Source organism: Isoptericola sp. NPDC056605 (assembly GCF_042792795.1).
Taxonomy (GTDB): Bacteria; Actinomycetota; Actinomycetes; order Actinomycetales; family Cellulomonadaceae; genus Isoptericola.
In genome coordinates this window covers 155,073-173,901 of sequence record NZ_JBHTVT010000005.1, presented here as the reverse complement: position 1 = coordinate 173,901, position 18,829 = coordinate 155,073, and the positions used below count along the sequence as shown (strand labels likewise).

Here is an 18,829-nt window from a genome sequence, read left to right as displayed (position 1 = left end):
GGCCCTCGCCGCTACTCCCCCGGCTCCGCGCCGTCACGCCCCTCGACCCAGCCGCCCATCCCGGCCCAGCCGGCGCTCGCGCGCTCGGCGGCGAGATCGCGAGGCCACCCCGCGACCCCCGGGCGGCGCTGCCAGGGCCGCGGCCCGTCGAGCGGACGGTACTCGACGCCCGCGGCGTCGAGGCGGGCGAGGTGACCGCCCCGCAGACGCTCCTCGAACCCCGGAGCCGCGGGGTTCCACACCGCCTCCGCGAACGCGACGAGGCGCGGGAAGGCCGCGTAGTCGACCCGGCGCGCCGAGTCGAGGTGCTCGCTCCAGACCTGCGCCTGGGCCCCCAGCACCGTGCCCGGCAGGTCGCCGGCCAGCTCGGGTCGCGCCTCCAGCAGCCCGGCCGGCAGGGGCTCGAACGCCCGCACGTCGGCGACCGTGCGAACGAAGCCCACGGGCACGGGCTCGTCGTCGCCCTCGGCGGCGCGGTGGTCGAGGTACACCTCCTGCTCGGGGGCCATGACGACGTCGTGCCCGGCCGCGAGGGCGTCCGCCGCCACGGCGTGCCCCCGCCAGCAGGTGACGACGACGTCCCGCGGCAGATCGGGCCCGAAGGCCTCGTCCCACACGACGGCGCGGCGGCCCTTCGAGCGCAGGTGCTCGGCGAGCCGCGCGAGGAACCACCCGTGCAGGCGCGCCACGTCGCCCTCCCCGTCGGGGCCGACCAGGCCGAGCGCGGCGGCACGCGCCACGATGTCGGGACGCTCGCGCCACGCCGTCGTGGGCACCTCGTCCCCGCCGAGCGAGACGAACGGCGCGTCGAAGACCTCGATCACCTCGTCCAGGACCCCCGTGAAGAAGTCGACCGCGGCGTCCGACGGGTCGATCACGTCCTCGCTGATGCCCCAGGTGGTGCGCACCTCGTGCGCGCCGGGGCGCGCGGCCAGCTCCGGGTAGGCGGTGAGCAGAGCCTGGACGTGGCCGGGCGAGCCGATCTCGGGCACCACGGTGACGCCGCGCTCGCGCGCGTAGGCCACGATCTCCCGCAGGTCGTCGCGCGTGTAGTAGCCGCCGTGCGGGCGCCCGTCGTACCGCTCGGCGCGCCAGGTCCCGACGCCGGACTCGCGCCGCCACGACCCGACCTCCGTGAGCCGCGGGTACCGCTCCAGCTCGATCCGCCAGCCCTGGTCGTCGGTGAGGTGGAGCTGCAGCACGTTGAGGTGGTGGGCGGCGGCGAGGTCGACGAACCGCAGCACGTCCGCCTTCGGCAGGAAGTGCCGGGCCACGTCGAGCAGCACGCCGCGCCAGCCGAACCGCGGGGCGTCGTCGACGGTCACGACCGGCAGCGCGAGCGGCGCGTGACCGGCGCGGCGGAACGCCTGCGGGCCGGCCATCTGCCGCAGCGTCTGCGCGGCCGCGTGCGCTCCCGCGGCGTCACCCGCGGCGACGTGGACGACCGCGCGACCGCCGCCGTCGGTGACGGCCAGCCGGTAGCCCCCGGCGGGGACGAGCCGGTCCAGCGCGAAGGTCACGTCGGCGTCCTCGTCGTCCGCAGCGCCGCGTCCGACCGGCACGAGATCGAGCCCGAACGCGTCCTCGCTGACCCGCCTCCACCACCGGGCGGCGGCGCGCAGGTCCGGGTCGGCGGCGACCCGGGCACCGTCGCGCAGGGCGAGCACCTCTCCGTCGGCGCGGAGGGACACAGGGGCAGGGACGACGTCGGCGGCGTACGGCATCCGGCCACCCTAGAAAATGTTCGGGCTCCGAAGCAATGGGCCTCTCCGCTCGGGCCGGGACGCACGAAAGGCGGGCCACCGAGGGTGGCCCGCCTTCGCAGGGGTGGAGCTGCCGGGAATCGAACCCGGGTCCGGTGGCGCTATTCGAGGACTTCTCCGGGCGCAGTCTGCTGTGATTTTCTCGGCCCCCGCACTCACGCAGACAAGGTGCGGACGGGCCCAGTCACCTAGGTGTCCCCGCCGCCCCGGTGACGAGGGCGACGAGCAGTGGCTCTCTAGATGACGTGAGCTACCGGGTCGAGAGCAATCCCGGGCTCACGGACTTCGGAGCTCGCTCAGGCGGCGAGGGCGAAGTCGGTGCGCTTGTTATCGGCACCTATAGGTTTGCAGGCAAGCGTTCACGAGATGAGCCTGCATCCTCGGCCCGCTTCTCCTCGAAGCACGACCACCGTCGAAACCGATCAGCCCCTGTGCATTTGTCAACCGGGTCTGCCGACCCCGCCGGCCACGGGAACCCGTGCCGACGTCGTCCAGTCTAGTGGATCAACCACCGCGGGCGCGCCCTTATTTCCGCAGGCCGCGCCGGGACGGGGACGCCTCAGCCCAGCAGCTCCTGGTGCCGGATGGCGCGCTGCGCCTCGCGCATGTCCTGCTGCTCGCGCAGCGTCTGCCGCTTGTCGTACTCCTTCTTGCCGCGCGCCAGCGCGATCTCGACCTTGGCGCGCCCGTCCAGGAAGTACAGGCTCAGCGGGACGAGGGTGTGCCCCTTCTCCCGGGACTTCACGCCCAGCCGGTCGATCTCCTCGCGGTGCAGCAGCAGCTTGCGCTTGCGCCGCGGGGCGTGGTTGTTCCAGGTGCCCTGGAAGTACTCGGGGATGTGCACGTTCTCGAGCCAGGCCTCGCCGTTGTCGATCGCCGCGTACCCGTCGAGCAGCGACGCGCGCCCCATGCGCAGCGCCTTGACCTCGGTGCCGGACAGCACGATCCCGGCCTCGACCACGTCCTCGATCACGTAGTCGTGGCGGGCCTTCTTGTTGTTCGCCACGATCGTGCGCGGGTCGCCCTGCTTCTTCTTGGCGCCCTTGGCCTTGTTGGACATGGTCTCCTCCTCCCGGTTCGCGCGGTCTCGCGACGACCCAGGATACGGGAGCCCCCCGTCACGGCCAGGGCTTTTCCGCGCCCTGCGAACACACCCGGGGTGTCAGTTCAGCCAACCGCCCATCGGGTCCGTGGTGCTGCCGTTGACGTAGACCTCGAAGTGCAGGTGGCACGCGGCCGAGGTCCCGGTCGACCCGGAGTAGCCGATGATCTCGCCCTTGCTGACCTTCTCGCCCACGCTCACGGTGTCGTACGTCAGGTGCAGGTAGCGGGACATCACGTTGCGGCCCTTGTACGCGCCGTGGTTGATGAGCACGTTGTTGCCGCCGCCGGACGTGTAGTGCGCCTGCTCGACGTACCCGCTCTGCGCCGCGTAGATCGGCGTGCCGCAGTACGTGCGGATGTCCGTGCCGGCGTGCAGCCGCCAGTAGTGCAGGGTCGGGTGGAAACGCATCCCGTAGGAGCTGGTGACGACGTGGTAGTTCGTCGGCCAGCCGAGGAACGGGCCGGACGACGACGAGCCACCGCCGCCACCGCCGCCTCCGCCGGAGCCGCCGCCGCTGCTGGAGCCGCCGCCCCCACCGCCGCCGCTGTTGCTCCGCCGCTCGGCGGCCGCCTGCCTCTTGCGCTCCGCCTCCTCGGCCTTGCGACGCTCCTCGGCGAGCCTGGCGTCGCGGGCCTTCTGCTTGGCGATGATGTCCTTGAGCTGCGCCTCGAGGCTCTGCTGCGCCTGCTCGTTCGCCTTGAGCTCCTCGAGGGCGTTCGCCTTCTGCGCCTCGATCGACGCCTTGAGCTTGCGCTGCTTGGAGATGAGGCGCTCGACCTCGGCCTTGCGGTCCGCCGCCTGCCGCTGAGCCTTCTCCGCGGCCACCACGTTGGCGTCGGCCTCGCGCTTGAGATCCTCGATCGCGGACCGGATGGCGTCGAGGCGCGCCTGCTGGTTGCGGGCCACCGCCTCGGCGTCCTGCAGGTCGGTCAGGGTGCGCGCCTGGCTGCGCGCCGCCGACGACGACACCGCGAACTCCTCGAGGAAGTCCTCGGTGGACTGCGCTCCGGTGACGATGCCGAGGGTGCTCGTGTCGTCCCCGTTGCGGTACGCCTGGCGCGCCATCTGCACGACGTCGGCGCGCGCCGCGTCGACCTTGCCCTTGCCGGCCTCGATCTGTCCGGCGACGGCGGCCTCCTCGGCCTCGGCGTCGGACAACCGCTGCGCGAGGATCGCGGCCTTGCGCCGCGCCTCCTCGAGCGCCGCCTCGGCGGCCGCGAGCTCGGCCTGCGCCACCGGGAGCCGGCCCTCGACCTCGTTGAGGTCCAGCACCGCCTGGCGGTACTTGGCGTTGGTGTCCTCGAGCTCCTCCTGCAGGCCGTCGCGCTCGCGCTCCTTCGCGCGCTGCTTCGCCTCCGCGGCGGCCCGCTGGTCGTCGATGTCGTCCGCGGCCGCCGTGCGTGCCGACACCCCGGCGGACACGGTCGCCGACGTCGTCGCGCCGCCCAGCACCAGGACGGCGGCCACGAGCCCGCCGAGCGCGCGCCGGCCGACGCCGGGGGACATCCTCAGGGTCGTCATCTGCGATCTCACACCCTCGTGTACCGGTTGAGCGTCACCACGGACGACACCACCGCCAGGAGCACGGCGATCCCGATGAGCAGCGGCGCGACGATCAGGACGTCGCCCACGTCCACGTAGGCCACCCAGTCGACGGAGTCCTGCAGCCAGTCCGTCACCAGGTACTGCACGGCGAGCCAGAGCCCGCCCACGGCGAGCAGCGCGCCCACCAGCGCGGCGATCGCGCCCTCCAGCATGAACGGCAGCTGCACGAACAGGTTCGACGCGCCGACCAGGCGCATGATGCCCGTCTCACGACGTCGCGACACGGCCGAGAGCCGGATCGTCGTCGTGATGAGCAGCACCGCCGCGAGGAGCATCACGCCCGCGAGCCCCGCGGCCAGCAGCGACGCCCGCCCGAGCGCGAGGAACAACGGCTCGAACACCTCGCGCTGGTCCTCCACGACCTCGACGCCCGCGCGGCCCTCGAGGACGTCGTCGACCACCTGGTACTGCTCGGGGTCCACGAGCTTGAGCCGGAACGACGCCTGCATGTCGTCCTCGGTGAGCTGGGTGCCCTGGTAGCCGTCCGGGTAGAGCTGCGTGAACGCCTCGAACGCGTCCGCCTTGCTCTCGAAGTAGGTGGCGGCGACGACGTCGGACAGCTCGGTGTCGATGAGCTCCTCGAGCCCGGCGACCTGCTCCTTGGTGGCCTCGCCGTCGGCGCACGTCGGCGCGGTGGAGCCGTCCGGGCAGAGGAAGACGGACACCTCGACGAGGTCGTACCAGTCCCCCTTGAGCTTGGTGACCTGTGTCTGCAGCAGCGCCGCCGCGCCGACGAAGGTCAGGGACACGAACGTCACGAGGACGACCGAGATCACCATCGACAGGTTGCGTCGCAGGCCCTGGAGGACCTCGGTGAGGACGAACTGGAGCCGCACCCTCAGGCCTCCCGTCCCGCGCGCACGCGCTCGTGCTCGCGCAGCACCTGCTGCACCACCTCGTCCGCGGACGCGCCCGCCGGCTCCGGGACCAGCGGCTGAGCGGCCGGCGCCTCGGGCTCCTGGGCGGCCGCCCTCGCGGCCGCCGCCTCGGCGGCCCGCTCGGCCTCGAGGTCCGCCGGCTCGGGCGAGACCTGCACCCGCTGCACCGCCCGCTCGCCGCGACCCGGGGCGTCCAGCACCGGCGTCTGCCCCACCTGCGGCAGGATCGACTCCCGCTCGCCGTAGACCGCGTCGACCTCGTCGCGCACCACCGACCCGGTCGACAGCTCGACGACGCGCTTGCGCATCTCGTTGACGATCTCGTCGTCGTGCGTGGCCATGACCACGGTCGTGCCCGTGCGGTTGATCCGGTCGAGCAGCCGCATGATGCCCAGCGACGTGGTGGGGTCGAGGTTGCCGGTCGGCTCGTCCGCCAGCAGGATCTGGGGCCGGTTGACGAACGCCCGCGCGATCGCGACGCGCTGCTGCTCGCCGCCGGACAGCTCGTGCGGGAGCCGCTTCTCCTTGCCGTCCAGGCCCACCATCTCCAGCACCTCGGGCACCGTGGTGCGGATCGTGTGCCGCGGCTTGCCGATCACCTGGAGGGCGAACGCCACGTTCTCGTAGACCGTCTTGCCGGGCAGCAGGCGGAAGTCCTGGAAGACGACGCCGATGCTGCGCCTCAGGGAGGGCACCTTCCAGCTCGAGAGCCGGGACAGGTCGCGGCCCGCGACGTACACGGTGCCGCCCGTGGGCCGTTCCTCGCGCAGCACGAGCCGCAGGAACGTGCTCTTGCCCGAGCCGGACGCGCCCACGAGGAAGACGAACTCCCCGCGCGAGACGTCGACGGAGACGTCGTCGAGCGCGGGCCGTGCCCCTCGGGCGTAGACCTTCGAGACGTTCTCGAACCGGATCACGACGTGCCTCTCCCCTGCCAGTCGACCGTGCGGCACCGGAGCGGGCGCGACGTAAGGTCGCGCCTGGGCCGGGGCCGCCCGATTCCCGAGAGTCGCACCCGGCGGGGAGGGTGGCGCGAAGGACACGCCGGTGTGTCGCGGGTCAGGGATGACGCCCGGGGCACCCGTTCAAGGCGTCCGGGCGGCGTCGTCGGCCGCGGGGAGCGCGTCAGGCGGCGTCGGCGCCGCCCGAGCGGCGCCAGCGGATCCCGGCCTCGATGAAGTCGTCGATGGCGCCGTCGAACACGGCCTGCGTGTTCCCGGACTCGTGCTCGGTGCGCAGGTCCTTGACCATCTGGTAGGGCTGCAGCACGTAGGAGCGCATCTGGTCGCCCCAGCTCGCCTTGATGTCGCCGGCGAGCTCCTTCTTCTTCGCCGCCTCCTCCTGCTGCCGGATGAGCAGCAGGCGGGACTGCATGACGCGCAGCGCCGCGGCGCGGTTCTGGATCTGCGACTTCTCGTTCTGCATCGACACGACCGTGCCGGTGGGGAGGTGGGTCATGCGCACGGCGGAGTCCGTCGTGTTCACGGACTGGCCACCCGGGCCGGAGGACCGGAAGACGTCGATCTTGAGGTCGGACTCGGGGATCTCGATCGAGTCGGTCTGCTCGATGAGCGGCACCACCTCGACCGCGGCGAACGACGTCTGGCGGCGGCCCTGGTTGTCGAAGGGCGAGATGCGCACCAGGCGGTGCGTGCCGGCCTCGACGGACAGGTTGCCGAAGGCGTACGGCGCGTTCACCTCGAAGGTGGCCGACTTCAGCCCGGCCTCCTCCGCGTACGAGGTGTCCATCACCTTCGTCGAGTAGCCGTGCCGCTCGGCCCAGCGCAGGTACATGCGCATCAGCATCTCGGCGAAGTCCGCCGCGTCGACGCCGCCGGCGCCCGCGCGGATCGTGACGACGGCGTCCCGGGCGTCGTACTCGCCGGACAGCAGGGTGCGCACCTCGAGGGCGTCGAGGTCCTTGCGGATCGCCGCGACCTCGGCCTCGGCCTCGGTCAGCGAGTCCTCGTCCTCCATCTCCTGACCGAGCTCGACGAGCGTCTCGACGTCGTCGATGCGACGCCCGAGCTTCTCGACGCGCTGCAGCTCGGCCTGCGCGGTGGACAGCGCGGAGGTGACCTTCTGGGCCTTCTCCGGGTCGTCCCACAGGTCGGGGGCCGAGGCCTGCTCCGTGAGGTCGTCGATCTTCGCCTGCAGCACCGTGGGGTCGCTCACGGCCTCGATGGAGTCGAGGGTGGCGCGGAGCGCCTTGATCTCTGCGGGGAAGTCGATGGTGGCCACGATCCTCAAGGTTACCCGCCACGCGGCCCTGTCCCGCCCGACGACGTCGGCGGGCTGCCCGCGGCCGGAGTCAGCCCCGCTCGGGCAGCGCGCGGCCGAACATCTGCGCGGTGTCCCGGGCGCTGGGCGTCCCCGCGTCGGGGTCGGCGCCGGCGGCGAGGAGCGCCGCGACGACGTCGTCGGAGCCCTTGAAGACCGCGCCCGCGAGGGGCGACTGGCCGCGCCCGTTGACGCGGTCGACGTCGGCGCCGCGCTCGGCGAGGCCGCGTACCAGGCCGGCGTGCCCGTGGTACGCCGCCAGCATGAGCAGCGTGTTGCCCGCGGCGTCGGCGTGGTCGGCCGGGACGCCGGCGTCGACGAACTCCAGCAGCAGGTCGGCGCCCGCGCGGGCGAGGTCGAACATCTGGTCGAGGTCGACCGGCAGCTTGTCGACGGGCGGGTTGTCGTCGGTCATGCGCGCGAATCTACCGGGCGGGGACGGCGGTCCGGGTCGATCCTGGACCGAGCGGACCCCGTGCACGGGGTCCGCGCCACGACGGAGCACGGAGGCGGGCGGGGATGGCGACGTACCGGTGGCGGCGGCTCGGGTCCGGCGGCGTCGAGCACCTCGACCTGCTCCCCCGCGACGACCGGCTCCGCGCCCGGTCCGTCGTGGACCTCGGGCCCGTGCGGCTCGAGTACGCGATGGAGCTCGACGCCACCTGGACCTTCCGGGGCCTGCGGCTGCGCTCGTCGGACCGCCGCCAGCTCGACCTCGGCCGGGACGACGACGGCTCCTGGTGGGTCGACGGCGCCGCCCGGACCGACCTGGCCGACGCCGTGGACGTGGACCTCTCGTTCAGCCCGTTCACGAACACGCTGCCGATCCGCCGCCTCGACCTCGCGGTCGGGACGGCGGCCGACATCGTCACGGCGTACGTCGACGGGGACACCTTCGAGGTCTCGCCCGACCCGCAGCGGTACACCCGGCTCGACACCGACCGGTACGTCTACGAGTCCCGCGACGGCGACTTCCACCGCGAGATCTCCGTCGACGCCGACGGCCTCGTCGTGGACTACCCGGGCCTGTTCACCCGCCTCGCCGACGACGGATGAGCGGACCGGTCAGGCGGCGGCGATCTCCCGGCCGGGGCCGAAGACCTCGTGGTGGATGCGGTCGGCGGTGACGCCGCGGCCGAGCAGGGCCGACTGGACCACCGCCATGAAGGGCGCCGGGCCGCAGAGGTAGGCGTCGGCGTCGTGCGGGACGTCGACGCCATCCAGGTCGATGTACCCCGAGCGCAGCCGGTCCTGCACCGGACGGGTCCCGAGGTCCTCGTACCAGCGGTGCAGCTCGGCCGTCGGGAGGTCGTCGACGAGCGCGCGGAGCTCCGCGCGGTGCGCGTGGCGCGACGGCGACCGGTCGGCGTGCAGCACCACGACGCGGCGCGAGGTGCCGACGTCGCGCAGGTGGTGCAGGAAGCCGATCATCGGCGTGATGCCGATCCCCGCCGAGACCAGAACCAGCGGGTTCTCCCCCTCGACCAGGGCGAGCTCACCGAACGGGGAGGAGACCTCGAGGGCGTCGCCCTCGAACACGTTGTCGTGCAGGTGGTTGGAGACCTCGCCCGCGGGCGTGACGCCGCCCGGGACGGCGCCGGCGAGGATCGCCTTCACCGAGACGGCCCACGCGCCGGGCGCACCGGCGCCCGTGAGGCTGTACTGCCGGATCTGCCGCGCGCCGTCGGGCAGGGTGACGGCGACCGAGACGTACTGCCCGGGTCGCGCGGCGGGGAGCGGGGCGCCGTCCGAGGAGACGAGCTCGAGCGAGATCGTGTCGGGCGACTCCTGCACCCGCCGGCGCACGTAGGCGGTGCGCCACACGTCGCCGGGCGCCACCCCTGCCTCGGCGTAGAGGCCGAGCTCGATCTCGACGAGCGCGTCGGCCATGTCCCAGTAGACCTCGTCCCACGCCGCGGCGACCTCGGGCGTGACGGCGTCGCCGAGCACCTCGACGATGGCGGCGAACAGGTGCTCGTGCACGATCGGGTACTGCTCCGGGAGGATCCCGAGCGAGGCGTGCTTGTGCGCGATGCGGGCCAGGACGGCGCGCGGGTCCGGGCCGCCTTCGACGAGGAGGGTCGCGTAGGCCGCGATGGCCCCGGCGAGCGCCCGCTGCTGGTCGCCGCGGGCCTGGTTGCCGCGGTTGAACAGGTCGCGCTCCAGCTCGGGGTGCGCGGCGAACATGCGCCGGTAGAAGATCGGCGTGATGTCGCCGATCGCGCCGCCGATGGCGGGCAGCGTGGCGCGGACGACGGCGGCGGACTCGGGGGTGAGCATGGGTGACTCTCCTGTCTCTTCCTTCGGGGATCTCCGCGCCTGGTGGGTGCGCCTCGTGGGGGCGCCCGGCGCGGACGTCAGCCGGGCGGGCGCGCACCGATGGTGAGCAGCAGGTCCCGGGTGGGCGCGGCGGAGACGTCGGCGATCGTCACCGGGTCCAGGGCCGCGAAGAAGGCCTCGCGGGCGCGGGCGAGCGCCCCGCGCAGCCGGCAGCCGCCGCGCAACGGGCAGGGGTTCGCGCCCTCGCACTCGACGACCTCGCCGTCGCCCTCGAGGGCGCGCGCGACGAACCCGACGGACAGGTCGCGGGCGCCGTCCGCGAGGCGCAGCCCGCCGGCCCGGCCGCGGCGGGCCTCGACGACGCCGAGGTGCCCCAGCCTCGTGACCACCTTCGCCGCGTGCGTCGCGGGCACGTTCAGCTGCTCGGCGAGCACGCGGGTGGTGGCCGTCTGCTCGGCGTCGAGCACGGCGAGGCGCATGACGATCCTCAGGCCGAGGTCGGTGAACGCGGTGAGCTGCACACCCGCAGGCTAGCCAAATCGGCATCCTGGATGCGCCTTTGACGGTTGGGAAGTTCCACACCTGCCCACCCGGATCCCGCGAGCCTCCCGCGGGGCTCAGCCCGCGCGCGCCGACGACGTCGCGGCGACGGTGAACCCGCCGCCGAACGCATCCGTGAACCACCGCAGCAGCGGCGGGCGCGACGTGGCCGCCAGACCGACCTGCGCCGTCCGCCCGTCCGGCGAGGTCGCCTCCACCAGGCGCAGGTGGTCGAGCCCCTCCGACTCCCCCGGGTGCGCGGCGAGGTAGTCGCGCACCGACGCCTCGACGTCGGCGTCGGTGAGCGTCAGCACGGCCTCCCCCGGCGACGAGGCCGTCCCGTCGTAGAACCGCTCCGGGGGCACGGCGTCCGCCGCGTCGGCCGCGACGGCGTCCGCGAGGTCGTACAGGTGCTTGCGGTCGAGGTGCACGGCCGTCGCCGACGCCACCATGCCGACCAGCATCAGCGCTACCGCCACCACACCGGCCGTGAGCAGCATGATCCGCCCGTCCTCGGGATCGCCCTCGGGCCCGCCCCGGCTCACGACCGCGCCGTCCCGTACTCGTCCACCGTCGCGACGTGCGTCGCGGTGACCGGGATCTCCAGCGGCAGCCAGCCACGCAGCGCCTCGGGCACGAACGGCAGCGGCACCGCCAGCCGCGTCCGGACCCCCACCGTCGCGCCGGGCGTGAGGCACGGGTCGGACGAGCACTCCAGGGACACCGAGCCGTCGGCGACGGCGAACCCCTGGTCCCCGAACGCGATCCCGGCCGCCGCGCGGGCCCGCCCCGCGCCCGCCTCGGAGGAGTCGGCCGTCACCATCGCCCGGCCCGCCTCCCGCGCCGCGCCCTCGACGGCGAACGCCCCGGCCTGCACCTGCGCGACCGTGAGCACCAAATACACCAGCGGCACCAGGAGCAGCACCGCCGTGCCGAGGAACTCCACCAGTGCGGAGCCGGCCTCGGGGTCCGGTGCCTCGGGGTCCGGTGCCTCGGGGTCCGAAGCCTCTTGGTCGGGCGCCGCGGGGTCGGGTGTCCTCCGGGCTGCTCCCTGCGCCGCCCGAGGTCCGCGCGGCTGCGCAGCGCACGCTCTCACGCCTCCTCCAGCGCGTGGCCCTGGAGCGTGAGCATCCCGGACGGCCCGATCAGCCCGACCACCGGTAGCGGCACCTGCACCGTCACCTCGACGACCTCGAGGCCGTCCTGCACGGTGCGGCGCACCGAGACGTCGTCGGCGTACCGGGACCCCAGCGCGGCGGTCAGCAGCTCCTGCGTCCGGGTGGCGCCGCTCGCCAGGTCCCGGTCGGCACGGGCCGCCACGCGGGCACCCTCCGCGGCGGCGTCGATCGCCAGCGCGCGCACGTGCATCGCCAGCGCGACCTGCACCACGGCGAGGAACAGCGCGATCACCAGCGCGGACACCATGACGAACTCCGCGACGGCGGACCCCCGCTCGCCGTCCCGCCGTCCGGTCGAGGCCGACCCGACCTGGACAGGCCCGACCTGGACAGACCCGGTCTGGACGGGCCCGGTCTGGACAGGCCCGGTCTGGACAGGCCCGGCCGGTCCCGTCACGCCCGGCCCGCCTCGACCGGCGGCGCCCAGCCGGGCCGCGGGACGAGGCAGAACGGGTGGCCGGCAGGGTCGGCGTACACGTCGCCCTCCCCCGAGCCCGGCGCCGCGGCGGTCAACCGGCGGGCGCCGAGCGCCAGTACGCGCGCGTGGGCCTCCGCCACGTCGTCGACCATGACGTCCAGGTGCATCTGCTGCGGCCGTGCCGGGTCGCCCCAGTCCGGTGCCTGATGGTCGGGGGCGCGCTGGAACGCGAGGCCGGAGTGCCGGTCGCTGCGCGCCACCACGACGAAGTCGTCGTCCGCGTACGTCACGTCCTGGCCGAGCACGGCCGACCAGAACTCCGCGAGGCCCCGCGGGTCCGGGCAGTCGATCACCAGGTGGTGCAGCCTGCCGATGGCCATGTCACGGACCCGTGACGCTCGTGATCGCCCGCGTGAACGTGTCCTCGAGCAGCGGGCCGGCGATCGCCCACAGCGCGACGACCAGCCCCGCCGTCATCAACGTCACGAGCACCCAGCCGGGCACGTCCCCGCGTTCCGGGTCGTCCGCGTCGGGGCGCTCCATCAGGTTCTCGGTCTCGTCGTGCATGGTCGGTCCTTTCGGTGGCACCGCGCGGAGGCGGCGGGTTCGGATGTCGGCACGCACGTTCACAAGCCGATCTGCAGGGTGGCGAGGGACGGGAAGACGGCGAAGACGACGGTGATCGGCAGGATGAGGAAGACCACGGGCACGAGCATCGCGACCTCCTTCTTGCCACCCGCTTCCATGAGGGCCCGGCGCCCCGACTCACGCACGTCCTGCGCCTGCGCGCGCAGCACGTCGGCGAGCGGCGTGCCGCGCTCCAGCGCGACGGCGACGCCCTCGGCGAAGCGGGTGAGCGACGGCAGGCCGGTCCGGTCGGCCATGGCCGTGAGGGCGGCGGCGATGGGCGCCCCGGCGCGGACGTCGGCGAGCATCACGGAGATCTCGCCGGACAGCTCACCGCGGGCGGTGGCGGCGACACGCTCGAGGGCGGGCACCGGCCCCTCGCCTGCCGTGACGGCGAGGGCGAGCAGCTCGGCGACGGTCGGGAACTCGGCGAGCATCCGCTCCTCCCGACGGTGGACGGCGCGGCTCAGCCACTGGTCGCACAGGACGAACCCGCCGGCGCCGCACAGCAGCACGAGCGCCGCCAGCGGGACCGGTGCGGACCCGCGCGTGGCCGCGAGGAGCAGCGCGAGCACGAGCCCGGCCGCCAGCCCCAGGGCCGTCGAGACGACCTGCCGTGCCCGGAACGCCTCGACGCTCTCGTGCCAGCCGGCGCGGTCGAGCCGTCGACGCACGTCCGCGCGGGAGGAGCCGAGCCGCTCGAACCAGTGCGCGGTGTCCGCGACCCAGGGGGCGAGCAGCCGCTCGATCACGGGGAACGGGGTGTGGGTGGGCTGCTCCCGCAGCAGCCCGGACGTCGCGTCGCGCGGGCGCAGCGCCGGGGCCAGCCGTTGGTCGAGGGTCGTCCGGCGGGCGCGGAGACGCGCGATCACGAGCAGCAGGCCGAGCCCGCCGAGCAGCCCGACGAGGGCGCCGGCGCCGGAGATCCCCGGAACCGTCATCGCAGCACCCGGCCTTCCTCGGGCAACCGCCCGATCCGGCGCATCGACCAGTACGCGAGCGCCGACGTGGCCGCCCCGGCGGCGAGGACCGCGACCCCCGCCGCCGAGTTGTACGCCTGCGCCGTCTCCGGCCGGGTCGCGAGGAACGCCAGGACCACCCAGGGCCCGGCGGCCGCGAGCCGCGCGCCGTTGACGGTCCAGGACTGCCGCGCCTCGAGCTCGCCCCGCGTCCGCGCGTCCTCGCGCAGGAACGACGACAGGGTGCGCAGCAGGCGCCCCAGGTCGGTGCCACCCACCTCGCGCGTCAGCCGCAGGGCCTCCACGATCCGGTCCGCCACCGGGTCCGCCAGGCGCGCCTTCAGCAGGTCGAGGCACTCACCGAAGCGACCCGTCGCCCGGTAGTCCGCCGCGAACCGCGCGAACGGCTCACGGAGCTCCACCGGGCCGCGCTCGCTCAGCTGCGCCACCGCCTCCGGCAGCGAGAGCCCGGCCCGCACGCCCGACGCGAGGTGGTCGACCACCTCCGGCCAGACCTCGCGCAGGTCCCGCCGGCGCTTCCTGGCCCGCACCCGCACCAGCAGCTCGGGCGCGGCCGCAGCCATCAGCGCGAAGCAGGCGGCGATGGCGGGCGAGCGGGTCAGCGCCAGCCCTGCGAGCAGCACGACGACGCCCGCCGTCGCGCTGAGCCACCACAGGGCTGCCGGGGTCACCGAGGGCGCACCGGCCTGGACGAGCAGGTCCTGGACGGCGGCCGAACGACCGGCGCGACGGCGCGGACGCGCGGGTGCCTCCCAGCACGACAGCCACACGGACGCCAGGCCGGCGCCGAGCAGGAGCCCCACGACGACGCCCATCAGCGGCCCCCGGCCAGCAGCGCACGGACGTCGACGCCGGCGCGCGCGAAGCGCTCCTCACCGGGCGGGAAGCCGTCGCCGCGCACCAGGTCGCCACCCTGCTCGGCCGGCAGCCGGTGGAAGATGCCAGCGGTCTCGACCCGGTCCCCCTCGACACGTCCCGTCACGGCCACGACCTCCCGCACCTGCCTGGAGCCGTCCGAGGCCACGTCGAGGTGCACCACCAGGTCGATCGCCGACGCGACGGTCGGCACGACGAAGCGGTCGGACACGTTCTCCCCCGCGAGCAGCGGCAGGGTGCACATCTTCGTGACGGCCTCGCGCGCCGAGTTCGCGTGCACGGTGCACATCCCGGGGATGCCGGCGTTGAGGGCGACGAGCATGTCGAAGCTCTCGGCCTCGCGCACCTCCCCGATGACGATCCGGTCCGGTCGCATCCGCAGCGCCTCCTTGACCAGCCGGCGCAGCGGGATCTCGCCCGTGCCCTCGAGGCTGGGCTGGCGGCACTGCATGGCGACGTGGTCGCGGGCCGCGAAGCGGACCTCGAACACTTCCTCGCAGGAGATCACCCGCTGCCCCGCGGGGATCGAGCCGGCGAGGGCGTTGAGCATCGTGGTCTTGCCCGCCTGGGTCGCGCCCGAGACGAGCACGTTCAGCCCGGCGCGCACTGCGGCGTCGAGGAAGGCGGCGGCGTGGGCGGTGAGGGAGCCCAGCCGCACCAGGTGGTCGAGGTGGTCCGCGCGCACCAGGTGCTTGCGGATGTTGACGGCCATGTGGTCGCGTGTGACGTCGGGGATCACGACGTGGAGGCGCTCGCCGCCGGGGAGCGAGGCGTCGACGAACGGGCTGCTCAGGTCGAGGCGGCGGCCGGACGCCTTGAGCATCCGCTCCACGAGGTCGCGCACCTGCGCGGCGGTGAGGATCGTCGTCGTGAGCTCGGGGACCCCGCGTCGCGCGACGAACACCTTGGCGGGCGAGTTGATCCAGATCTCCTCGACCTCGGGGTCGTCGAGGTAGCGCTGCAGCGGGCCCAGGCCGCCGAGCGCGTCGACGACGGCGCGAGCGGTGCCCTGCGGGTCCGCGAGCGCCGGGACGACGCCGCGGGTGGCGCGCTCGGTGTAGTCGGCGGAGGCCTCCGCGACGAGGCGCTCCAGGCCCGGCCGGTCGCGGACGGGGTCGAGGGCGCGGCGGCGCACGAGCTCGCGCACCTCGTGCTCGAGCAGTGCGGCGGCGTCGGCAGGCACCGTCGTGTCGATCGACACTGATCTGTCCTCTCGTCGGTGCCCTCATCGGCGGCGAAAGCGGCACCAGAGTAGGGGACCCGGGCAATCGCCCGGGTCCGCCCTGTGGACAACCCGGGCGAAGGTCTCGTACCGCTACCCGGGACCGCCTCCGCGGGAGGCCGCCAAGAACTCTCTGACCAGCGCCGACGCCGCCTCGGGCTGGTCGTAGGTGACGATGTGGCCGGCGTCTCGGATGGTGGTCAGACGGGCGCCCGGTGCCGCCGCGGCGGCCGCGGCCAGCTCCTCGTGCCCGACCAGCGGGTCGCGGTCGCCGCGCACCCACAGCGACGGCACGCGCAGCGACGAGAGGTGGGGCAGGTGGTCGAGGGCCATGGCGAACGGCCCGTAGGCGCGGACCATCCAGTCGTCGAGCGCGGGCTCGCCACGGGCGGCCTTCGCCCGCGCCTCCTCCTGGACGAGCGCGACGATCTCCTCGAAGCCGTCCGTGGCCTCTCCGGCCACGAGGTTGTCCACCATCGACCGGCGCACCACGGCGGGTCGCCGTGCCAGCCAGCGGCTGGTGAGCCGCAGCAGGCCGGGCGTGCGCAGCGCGAGCCAGGTGACCAGCTGCGCCCGGCGCCGCCGGCCGATGCCGCCGGGCCCGATCGCCACGAGCGCGTCGACGCGCTCCGGGTGGTCCAGCGCGAACCCCACCGAGACGCCGGCGCCCAGCGACAGCCCGACCAGGGCGGCGCGCTCCAGCCCGAGGGCGTCGAGCAGCTCGCCGAGGAACGTGCGGTAGAACGCGTCGTCGAGCAACCCCGCCCACGGCCTGCTGCCGCCGTGCCGCGGCAGGTCGACGACGTGCACGCGATGGTCGGCGGCGAGGTCGCCCGCGACGTGGCGCCACACCCCCGCCGCCGTGTCGAGCATGCCGCCGTGCAGCAGCAGGACGGGCGGGCCGGTGTCGCCGGCACGGTAGTGCCGCACGGGGCCGCCGGCCACGGTGAGGTCGGTCCAGGTGGCGAAGACGCCCGCCACGGCACGGTCGGTCACGGTTCCTCCAGGAGGTCGAGCTGGTGGTCGAGCCGGGCGAGGAGGCCGAGCTGCGCGGCACGGGCGGCCTCGACGTCGGCGGGGACGTCGGCGGCGTGGCCGGAGGGCCGGTCGACGGCGAGCCCGCGGCCGACGAGGTCGGCGAAGAGCGCGACGGCGTCGCGCAGCTCGTCGTCCGACGTCGCGCCGATCGTGCCCGGCGCGTGCACCATGCCGACGCTGAAGATTCCGAGGACCCGCACCACCGACTCCGTGGGCACGGCGGGGTCCACCACCCCCGCGTCCTGCAGCCGTGCGACGTACTCGGACAGCCACCCGAGCCGCCCCACGTACCGGTCGCCGCCGGCACCGCCGGCCACGTCGCGCACGTGGTCGCCCAGGAGCGTCTCGTCGCCGACGTAGAGGGCCCGCATCAGGGGGTCGCCCAGCAGCGCCTCGGTGCCGAACCGGTAGACGGCGGGCAGGTCGACCACGCCGGCGGCCTCGACGACGCGTCGGCGCACCTCGGCGGTGAGGTCCCGGGTGCTGCGCCGCAGGACGGCGTCGAGGATCGCGGCCTTGTCGGGGAGCTCGAGGTAGACGGCGCCCTTGCCGATGCCGGCTCGCGCCGCGACGTCGGCGACCGTCGTGCGGGGCCAGCCGTGCTCGAGGATCAGGGCGCGGGCGGCGTCGAGGATGCGCGCACGACGGTCGGGGACGAGCGGACGGGGCACGAGCACCTCCGTAGTGACCATTATGTCTAATCTGGTCACTACCGTAGCCGGACACGGGCCGCACCCGCCACCGGCCGGGGCTAGGGTCGAGGACCATGCCGACCTCTCCCCCGCCCGGCCGCTGGAACGACGTCGCCCGCGCGACGGGACTGCTCGGGGCGGACGGCGCCGTCGCGCAGACGATCTTCGCGGAGATGACGGCGCTCGCCGCCCGCACGGGCGCGATCAACCTGGGCCAGGGCTTCCCCGACGTCGACGGTCCGGCGTTCATCCGGGACGCCGCCAAGGACGCGATCGACGCGGGCCGCAACCAGTACCCGCCCGGCGACGGCGTGCCGGAGCTGCGGCACGCGATCGCCGACCACCAGCGGCGCCGCTACGGGCTCGACGTCGACCCGGACGGCGAGGTGCTGGTCACCACCGGCGCCACGGAGGCGCTCGCCGCGTCGATCCTCGCGCTCGCGGGACCGGGAGACGAGGTGATCACCCTCGAGCCGTACTACGACTCGCACGCCGCGAGCATCGCCCTGGCGGGCGCGACGCACGTGCCGGTCCCGCTCACCGCGGAGGGCTTCCGGCTCGACGCCGCCGCCCTGCGCGCCGCGGTCACGCCGCGCACCCGGCTCATCGTGCTCAACACCCCGCACAACCCCACGGGCACGGTGCTCACGCGGGCCGAGCTGGAGCAGGTCGCGGCCGTCGCGCGCGAGGCCGACGCCGTCGTCCTCACCGACGAGGTCTACGAGCACCTCACCTTCGACGACGCCGTGCACGTGCCGATCGCGACCCTGCCCGGCATGGCGGAGCGCACCCTCACCGTCTCCTCCAGCGGCAAGACGTTCAGCCTCACGGGATGGAAGGTCGGCTGGGCGCACGGCCCCGCGGAGCTCGTCACGGCCGTGCGCACGGTGAAGCAGTTCCTCACGTACACCTCCGGCGCGCCCTTCCAGCCGGCCATCGCGAAGGCGCTCGCCGACGACGACGCGCCGCGCGCGCTGGCGACGTCGCTCGCCACCCGCCGGGACCTGCTGTGCGAGGGGCTGACCGCCGCCGGGTTCGACGTCGTCGTCCCCCAGGGCACGTACTTCGTCGTGGCGGACGGCGCGCACCTGCTCGAGCCGCTCGGCGTCGCCGACGGTCACGGGCTGTGCCGCCGCCTCCCCGAGCTCGCGGGCGTCGTCGGCGTCCCCGTCGCCGCCTTCTGCCGCGCCGGCTCGACGACGGCCGAGGCGCTCGCCTCCCGCGTGCGCTTCACGTTCGTCAAGCGCGAGGACGTGCTGCGCGACGCGGTCGACCGCCTGCACCGTCTGACGCGCTGACCCCACCACGTCGGCCCCGATCTGTTCGGCACCGCGTCGATCTGTTCGG

20 protein-coding genes, 1 other RNA gene and 1 pseudogene are annotated in these 18,829 nt (G+C 74.3%); 2 read left to right on the top strand and 20 right to left on the bottom strand.

The features are described from left to right. Positions 1-11: 11 nt before the first annotated feature. The 8 genes and pseudogenes from ACFQ8Y_RS07545 to ACFQ8Y_RS07510 form a co-directional block, all read right to left on the bottom strand. Positions 12-1,724, bottom strand: coding sequence for a beta-N-acetylhexosaminidase (locus tag ACFQ8Y_RS07545; RefSeq protein WP_430585083.1), 1,713 nt, complete (start codon positions 1,722-1,724; stop codon positions 12-14). Between the two features lie 101 nt (positions 1,725-1,825). Beyond that, positions 1,826-2,193, bottom strand: a transfer-messenger RNA (tmRNA) gene (gene ssrA / locus ACFQ8Y_RS07540). 129 nt (positions 2,194-2,322) lie between these two features. Further along, positions 2,323-2,823, bottom strand: coding sequence for an SsrA-binding protein SmpB (smpB, locus tag ACFQ8Y_RS07535; RefSeq protein WP_429762444.1), 501 nt, complete (start codon positions 2,821-2,823; stop codon positions 2,323-2,325). 102 nt (positions 2,824-2,925) lie between these two features. Then, positions 2,926-4,389: a peptidoglycan DD-metalloendopeptidase family protein gene (locus ACFQ8Y_RS07530; RefSeq protein ID WP_430562670.1), complete on the bottom strand. Its 1,464-nt coding sequence runs from the start codon at positions 4,387-4,389 to the stop codon at positions 2,926-2,928. 8 nt (positions 4,390-4,397) lie between these two features. Then, on the bottom strand, positions 4,398-5,309 hold the full coding sequence (ftsX, locus tag ACFQ8Y_RS07525) for a permease-like cell division protein FtsX (RefSeq protein ID WP_430549740.1): 912 nt from the start codon (positions 5,307-5,309) through the stop codon (positions 4,398-4,400). Between the two features lie 281 nt (positions 5,310-5,590). Beyond that, positions 5,591-6,268: pseudogene (gene ftsE, locus ACFQ8Y_RS07520) on the bottom strand (cell division ATP-binding protein FtsE); the annotation flags it as partial. A gap of 208 nt (positions 6,269-6,476) precedes the next feature. Further along, on the bottom strand, positions 6,477-7,592 hold the full coding sequence (gene prfB, locus ACFQ8Y_RS07515; protein ID WP_430549739.1) for a peptide chain release factor 2: 1,116 nt from the start codon (positions 7,590-7,592) through the stop codon (positions 6,477-6,479). A gap of 70 nt (positions 7,593-7,662) precedes the next feature. After that, positions 7,663-8,046, bottom strand: coding sequence for an ankyrin repeat domain-containing protein (locus ACFQ8Y_RS07510; protein WP_430562671.1), 384 nt, complete (start codon positions 8,044-8,046; stop codon positions 7,663-7,665). Positions 8,047-8,150: 104 nt separating this feature from the next. Here ACFQ8Y_RS07510 and ACFQ8Y_RS07505 point away from each other — a divergent pair, with 104 nt between their 5' ends. Continuing rightward, positions 8,151-8,687: a putative glycolipid-binding domain-containing protein gene (locus tag ACFQ8Y_RS07505; protein ID WP_430549737.1), complete on the top strand. Its 537-nt coding sequence runs from the start codon at positions 8,151-8,153 to the stop codon at positions 8,685-8,687. Positions 8,688-8,696: 9 nt separating this feature from the next. On the opposite strand, the gene ACFQ8Y_RS07500 is transcribed toward ACFQ8Y_RS07505, so the two are convergent. The 12 genes from ACFQ8Y_RS07500 to ACFQ8Y_RS07445 form a co-directional block, all read right to left on the bottom strand. Beyond that, positions 8,697-9,911, bottom strand: a complete 1,215-nt coding sequence (locus ACFQ8Y_RS07500; protein WP_430585082.1) for a globin domain-containing protein — start codon at positions 9,909-9,911, stop codon at positions 8,697-8,699. Positions 9,912-9,988: 77 nt separating this feature from the next. Then, positions 9,989-10,432 (bottom strand): RrF2 family transcriptional regulator, encoded by a 444-nt coding sequence (locus ACFQ8Y_RS07495; protein WP_430585081.1) that lies wholly within the window; start codon positions 10,430-10,432, stop codon positions 9,989-9,991. A gap of 96 nt (positions 10,433-10,528) precedes the next feature. After that, positions 10,529-10,951 (bottom strand): hypothetical protein, encoded by a 423-nt coding sequence (locus ACFQ8Y_RS07490; protein WP_430585080.1) that lies wholly within the window; start codon positions 10,949-10,951, stop codon positions 10,529-10,531. Positions 10,952-10,992: 41 nt separating this feature from the next. Then, on the bottom strand, positions 10,993-11,397 hold the full coding sequence (locus ACFQ8Y_RS07485; protein ID WP_430585079.1) for a pilus assembly protein: 405 nt from the start codon (positions 11,395-11,397) through the stop codon (positions 10,993-10,995). Positions 11,398-11,543: 146 nt separating this feature from the next. Further along, positions 11,544-12,026, bottom strand: coding sequence for a TadE family protein (locus ACFQ8Y_RS07480; protein WP_430585078.1), 483 nt, complete (start codon positions 12,024-12,026; stop codon positions 11,544-11,546). After that, positions 12,023-12,427: a VOC family protein gene (locus ACFQ8Y_RS07475; protein ID WP_430585077.1), complete on the bottom strand. Its 405-nt coding sequence runs from the start codon at positions 12,425-12,427 to the stop codon at positions 12,023-12,025. Before ACFQ8Y_RS07475 ends, ACFQ8Y_RS07480 begins: the two co-directional genes overlap by 4 nt. 1 nt (position 12,428) lies before the next feature. Further along, entirely contained in the window at positions 12,429-12,614 is a 186-nt protein-coding gene (locus tag ACFQ8Y_RS07470) for a hypothetical protein (protein ID WP_430549730.1), read from the bottom strand. Between the two features lie 59 nt (positions 12,615-12,673). Next, positions 12,674-13,615, bottom strand: a complete 942-nt coding sequence (locus tag ACFQ8Y_RS07465) for a type II secretion system F family protein (RefSeq protein WP_430549729.1) — start codon at positions 13,613-13,615, stop codon at positions 12,674-12,676. Continuing rightward, positions 13,612-14,469 (bottom strand): type II secretion system F family protein, encoded by an 858-nt coding sequence (locus ACFQ8Y_RS07460; protein WP_430585076.1) that lies wholly within the window; start codon positions 14,467-14,469, stop codon positions 13,612-13,614. Before ACFQ8Y_RS07460 ends, ACFQ8Y_RS07465 begins: the two co-directional genes overlap by 4 nt. Beyond that, the gene (locus ACFQ8Y_RS07455) at positions 14,469-15,731 is read right to left on the bottom strand and encodes a CpaF family protein (RefSeq protein WP_430585075.1); all 1,263 of its coding nucleotides are present in this window, start codon (positions 15,729-15,731) and stop codon (positions 14,469-14,471) included. Before ACFQ8Y_RS07455 ends, ACFQ8Y_RS07460 begins: the two co-directional genes overlap by 1 nt. A 114-nt stretch (positions 15,732-15,845) precedes the next feature. Beyond that, positions 15,846-16,748, bottom strand: a complete 903-nt coding sequence (locus ACFQ8Y_RS07450; RefSeq protein WP_430585074.1) for an alpha/beta fold hydrolase — start codon at positions 16,746-16,748, stop codon at positions 15,846-15,848. After that, positions 16,745-17,482 carry a TetR/AcrR family transcriptional regulator gene (locus ACFQ8Y_RS07445; RefSeq protein WP_430585073.1) on the bottom strand — a complete coding sequence of 246 codons (738 nt, stop codon included), beginning with the start codon at positions 17,480-17,482 and terminating at the stop codon, positions 16,745-16,747. Before ACFQ8Y_RS07445 ends, ACFQ8Y_RS07450 begins: the two co-directional genes overlap by 4 nt. 74 nt (positions 17,483-17,556) lie before the next feature. On the opposite strand from ACFQ8Y_RS07445, the gene ACFQ8Y_RS07440 reads away from it, so the two are divergent. Next, positions 17,557-18,780, top strand: coding sequence for a pyridoxal phosphate-dependent aminotransferase (locus ACFQ8Y_RS07440; protein ID WP_430585072.1), 1,224 nt, complete (start codon positions 17,557-17,559; stop codon positions 18,778-18,780). Positions 18,781-18,829 lie beyond the last annotated feature (49 nt).

Excerpts from the sequence above, each read along its gene's own strand:
- ACFQ8Y_RS07545 (WP_430585083.1), bottom strand. The coding sequence starts at position 1,724 with ATGCCGTACGCCGCCGACGTCGTCCCTGCCCCTGTGTCCCTCCGCGCC.
- ACFQ8Y_RS07475 (WP_430585077.1), bottom strand. The coding sequence starts at position 12,427 with ATGGCCATCGGCAGGCTGCACCACCTGGTGATCGACTGCCCGGACCCG.
- ACFQ8Y_RS07465 (WP_430549729.1), bottom strand. The coding sequence starts at position 13,615 with ATGACGGTTCCGGGGATCTCCGGCGCCGGCGCCCTCGTCGGGCTGCTC.
- ACFQ8Y_RS07505 (WP_430549737.1), top strand. The coding sequence starts at position 8,151 with ATGGCGACGTACCGGTGGCGGCGGCTCGGGTCCGGCGGCGTCGAGCAC.
- ACFQ8Y_RS07510 (WP_430562671.1), bottom strand. The coding sequence starts at position 8,046 with ATGACCGACGACAACCCGCCCGTCGACAAGCTGCCGGTCGACCTCGAC.
- ACFQ8Y_RS07470 (WP_430549730.1), bottom strand. The coding sequence starts at position 12,614 with ATGCACGACGAGACCGAGAACCTGATGGAGCGCCCCGACGCGGACGAC.
- ACFQ8Y_RS07490 (WP_430585080.1), bottom strand. The coding sequence starts at position 10,951 with ATGCTGCTCACGGCCGGTGTGGTGGCGGTAGCGCTGATGCTGGTCGGC.
- ACFQ8Y_RS07460 (WP_430585076.1), bottom strand. The coding sequence starts at position 14,469 with ATGGGCGTCGTCGTGGGGCTCCTGCTCGGCGCCGGCCTGGCGTCCGTG.
- ACFQ8Y_RS07500 (WP_430585082.1), bottom strand. The coding sequence starts at position 9,911 with ATGCTCACCCCCGAGTCCGCCGCCGTCGTCCGCGCCACGCTGCCCGCC.
- ACFQ8Y_RS07445 (WP_430585073.1), bottom strand. The coding sequence starts at position 17,482 with ATGGTCACTACGGAGGTGCTCGTGCCCCGTCCGCTCGTCCCCGACCGT.
- ACFQ8Y_RS07530 (WP_430562670.1), bottom strand. The coding sequence starts at position 4,389 with ATGACGACCCTGAGGATGTCCCCCGGCGTCGGCCGGCGCGCGCTCGGC.
- ACFQ8Y_RS07440 (WP_430585072.1), top strand. The coding sequence starts at position 17,557 with ATGCCGACCTCTCCCCCGCCCGGCCGCTGGAACGACGTCGCCCGCGCG.
- smpB (WP_429762444.1), bottom strand. The coding sequence starts at position 2,823 with ATGTCCAACAAGGCCAAGGGCGCCAAGAAGAAGCAGGGCGACCCGCGC.